The following is a 4,131-nucleotide window of genomic DNA, read 5'->3' on the forward strand; positions in this document are numbered from 1 at the left end:
CTTTGCCCTGGTTGCCATCTTGCGGTTTGAGGACCACGGGCAGCCCGATTTCCTGGGCAATGGCCCAGGCTTCAGCGAGGTTGTGGGCCGGGCGACCTGTGGGCACAGGCACCCCTGCTGCGTGGAGCAGGCTTTTGGTCAGGTCTTTGTCTTGCGCAATCGATTCAGCAATGGCGCTGGTGGTGTCGGTTTCGGCGGCCTGAATGCGGCGCTGCTGTGCGCCCCAGCCCAATTGCACCAGACTGCCTGGGGTAAGCCGGCGGATTGGGATGCCCCGGGCCACGGCGGCATCGGTGATAGCACCAGTGGATGGCCCCAGACGCACGTCTTCATCGAGTTCGTGCAGTTGGGCCATGGCGGCTTCCAGGTCAAAACCGATCCCCTGGATGGCGGCTTGGCACAATTGCGTCGCCAGTTCCAGCGCCAATCGGCCGACCGCTTCTTCGGTGTTTTGCACAACCACCTGAAATACACCAGGTTCTTCGGTCGGGGTGGTGCGGCTGAACGACACGGGACAGCCAGCGTGGATTTGCAGGCTGAGCGTGACTTTTTCGAGGGCATGCGCCAAGGTGGCGGCCTCACCCGGGCGTTGCCCGTCAAAGGGGCCGACCTCAGGGAAGATGCGCCGCAGTTGCTGCTCGATGGGGTGCTGGGCTGACAAGCCACTGCCCTCGGGTGTGCAGGTGACGATGGCTTCCATGGCGGTGTGGCGGCTCCACAAGTTGGGGCCGCGCAAAGCGCGAATTCGGGAGACTTGCATGAACAGGGTTTCCTGGAGAAGTGTGGGCCGGGTTTCAGGCGGTAGGTGGGGTGCCAAAACTTTTGACACCAGCCCGAATCAGGTCGGTGCCCATGTCCAATGCCCACGCCGCGCAAGCTGCCACCAGCATGTCGCGGGTGGTCAAGTTGCCCAGTTTCAAAAGACGGGCCACAGCGGGTCGTTGGCTGGACAACACCAGATGTTCTTTGCTGCCTTCGGCCAACACCAGTTGGGCCTCACGCCAAAAGCCCACACGATGGCCTTGGGCACGGTGTGCGCTCAAAGTGGGGTGGTGTTCGTCGTCGGCATAAAACAGCACGCTGCCGTCGCAATGGTCTGCCAGTGCGGCCACTTGGGGGTCGGCCGCATGCAGCACCGCCGTGCCTTCGGGCAACACCACATCAATTTGGGTGCGGATGTAGCCCGGCATTTTTTCATCCCCGCCGGGGTACAGGTCGTCCAAGCCAGTGGCGCGGGGCATGCGGGTGACGATGCCAATTTGGCAGCGGTCATAGGGCAGGCCTTGGGTCAGTAGGTGGCAGGCATCGCTTTCAAACACGGCCGCTTGCACGCCCCGATTGATCAGCAAGCGCTGCGCTTGCGCCCAGTCCATGGCGTCGCTGGCCTGCAGTTGGCGCTGGTTCAAAAACAGCCCCTCGGCGCACGACAGCCCGGTGTGCAGGCCCTTCAGGTGCAGCAACCAAGCCAGCAATCGGGCAACGCGTGTGGTGTCGCCATCGCCCATCAGACCCACGACCGGAATGCGGCCGTTGTCATCGGGCTTGAACAAATGCCGCGCAATCGCCTGGCCCACCGGGCGGGCTTGGCCCGTGGCCGGTTTCAGGTGCATCAGCAAGCCCGGGCCGGCATTGACTTCGACCATCGCGCCGCCTTGTGGCCCCAGCGGCTTGGCGATGTCTTGCACCACCAAGTCGATCCCGGCGATGTCCAGGCCCACCACCCGGGCGGCCAGCACGGCTTGGGCCGCCACATCGGGGTGCACCAGGTCGGTCACGTCCATCGACATGTTGCCCGTGCGCATGATCAGCGCCGGGCGGCCCGCTTCGGGCACGCTGTCGGCGCTCAGGCCTTGGCGTTTGAGCTCCAGCAAGGAGGTGGTGTGTTCGTCCAGTCGGATGGTGTCCAGCGGAAAGCCTTCTTCTTCACCGCGACGGGGGTCGGAATTGATCTGCAGTTCAATGAGCTGCTGCACGGTGTGCACACCATCGCCCGTGATGCTGGCGGTTTCGCCTTTGTTGGCGGCCACCACCTGATCGCCCACCACCAGCAGGCGGTGCTCTTCGCCCTGGATAAAACGCTCAACAATGACTTCGCTGCCCTCGGCCAGGGCGATGCCGTAGGCCGCTTCAATGTCTTCCTGGCGTGACAGCTCCAGCGACACCCCCCGGGCGTGGTTGCCATCGGAGGGCTTGACGCAAACGGGCAAACCCAGTTCTTGGGCAGCCTCCCAAGCGGCGCTCGGGCTGTCCACGGTCTGGCCTTCGGGCACCGGCACGCCGCACATGCTCAGCAGCTGCTTGGTCAGGTCTTTGTCTTTGGAGATGCCTTCGGCAATGGCGCTGGTGCGGTCGGTTTCGGCGGTCCAGATGCGCCGTTGCCGATGGCCGTAACCCAATTGCACCAGGTTGCCGTCGTTCAGGCGGATGTTGGGGATACCCCGGTCGCCAGCGGCGTCGACGATGCTGGCCGTGCTTGGGCCAATGCACAGGCTGTCCACCATGTGGCTCAGTTTGGCGATTTCGGCACTCACATCGAAAGGCTGGTCGGCGATGGCCGCCAAAATCAGGTCGCGTGCCGATTGCAGGGCTTGTCGGCTCACGGCCTCGTGGCGGGTTCGGATGACGACTTTGTAGACCCCTCGCGGACCGGCTTCGCGGGCTTTGCCAAAACCGGTTTGCATGCCGGCACGGCTTTGCAACTCCAGCGCCACATGCTCCAGGATGTGGCCTGGCCAGGTGCCTTCTTCCAGGCGCTTCAAAAAGCCGCCGCGCTCGCCCACACTGCAGCGGTGCTCCACCAGGCCGGGCAACCAAGCCGCCAGACGCTGCCCGAAACCGGGCAGGGTGTTGGAGGGGCAGTCTTCCAGGTCGCCGATGTCGATCAAGGCCTCGATGACTGGGCGGTAAGTCCAGATATTGGGACCGCGCAAGTGGGTCATGCGCAGAATTTGGATGGCGTGTGTGCTCATGCTGGAAGGGCGCAGCGATAGAATCGGCGCTCGATCGTGGTGGCGGCCAGTGTTCTGGTGGCTGGCTCAGGGTTCAACAGGTTCATGGCGTGGACTGGCGGTTGAGACCAGATCGGTGTGTGTTTTTTTCGACTCGCCACCGAGGCGGGCCGGATTCTTTGGGGTTCAGCCTTCATGTCTTCACTACTTTCCTCTGCGCCTTGGCGTTTGGTCGTTCCGGCCGAGTGGCATGCAGAGGTGCAATCGAGGCTGCAACCCAATGAGAACGCAACAGCCTGGCTTTTGGTTGACCTGGATGCGTCCTTGCAGTTCAACAAAGTTGCTTTGATTTTGACCGATCAGCGCGTGTTGTCATTTGCCGCAGCGCAAAAAATCTGGCAAAGCTGGCCCTTGTCTGCGCAGCAGCGTTGGCACCAGACTGACCATGCTGGGGTGGGCCAGCTGGCCTTGTCAGATCTCCAAGGCCGTTTGGCGGTCTGGCGCTTCACGCTGGGCCTGCAAGAGTCGGTTTTTCGTTGGGTGGCCCAATTTGAGGCGCAACAGCGCCAAAGGGCCCAAGGCCTTGCAGCTGGTGGGCAAGATTTGGCCGATGGCTCTGCGGCAACCAGCCCGGCCCAAGGGCATGCCGCCTTGTGCCCCGTTTGCCCGGTGTGCCAGGCCAAACTGAGCGAGAGCGATGACGATTGCCCTGTTTGCAGCCGAGAAGACTTGAACCCGCCTTCCACCTGGACCCTGCTCAAACTGTGGCGTTTTGCGCGCCCTTACAAGCGGTCGTTGCTGATCGGGTTTTTGCTCACCTTGGCTTCCACCGCCGCCACGCTGGTGCCGCCGTATCTGACCATGCCGCTGATGGACGATGTGCTGATTCCGTACCAGAATGGCGCGCACATCGATCCGGGTTTGGTGGTGCTGTACTTGCTGGGTTTGCTCGGCTCGGCTTTGCTGGCTTGGGGTCTGGGCTGGGCCAAAACCTACATCTTGGCGCTGGTGTCTGAGCGCATTGGGGCCGACCTGCGCACCACCACGTACGAGCATTTGCTCAAACTTTCCTTGGCGTATTTTGGAGACCGTCGCACCGGTGATTTGATCGCCCGCATTGGCAGCGAAACCGACCGCATCAACGTGTTTTTGTCCTTGCATTTGTTGGACTTCGCCACCGATG

2 protein-coding genes and 1 pseudogene are annotated in these 4,131 nt (G+C 62.5%); 1 reads left to right on the forward strand and 2 read right to left on the reverse strand.

Features of this window, described 5'->3' with window-relative positions:
- Both Q0341_RS08210 and cphA read right to left on the reverse strand, forming a co-directional pair.
- Nucleotides 1-760 (reverse strand): annotated as a pseudogene (locus tag Q0341_RS08210) (cyanophycin synthetase); the annotation flags it as partial.
- 34 nt (nt 761-794) lie between these two features.
- The gene (cphA, locus tag Q0341_RS08215) at nt 795-2,969 is read right to left on the reverse strand and encodes a cyanophycin synthetase (RefSeq protein WP_299511974.1); all 2,175 of its coding nucleotides are present in this window, start codon (nt 2,967-2,969) and stop codon (nt 795-797) included.
- 174 nt (nt 2,970-3,143) lie between these two features.
- Here cphA and Q0341_RS08220 point away from each other — a divergent pair.
- On the forward strand, nt 3,144-4,131 hold a 988-nt coding region (locus Q0341_RS08220; protein ID WP_299511977.1), incomplete at its 3' end, for an ABC transporter transmembrane domain-containing protein.

Source organism: uncultured Limnohabitans sp. (assembly GCF_937889215.1).
GTDB lineage: Bacteria > Pseudomonadota > Gammaproteobacteria > Burkholderiales > Burkholderiaceae_C > Limnohabitans_A.

Excerpts from the sequence above, each read along its gene's own strand:
- cphA (WP_299511974.1), bottom strand. The coding sequence starts at position 2,969 with ATGAGCACACACGCCATCCAAATTCTGCGCATGACCCACTTGCGCGGT.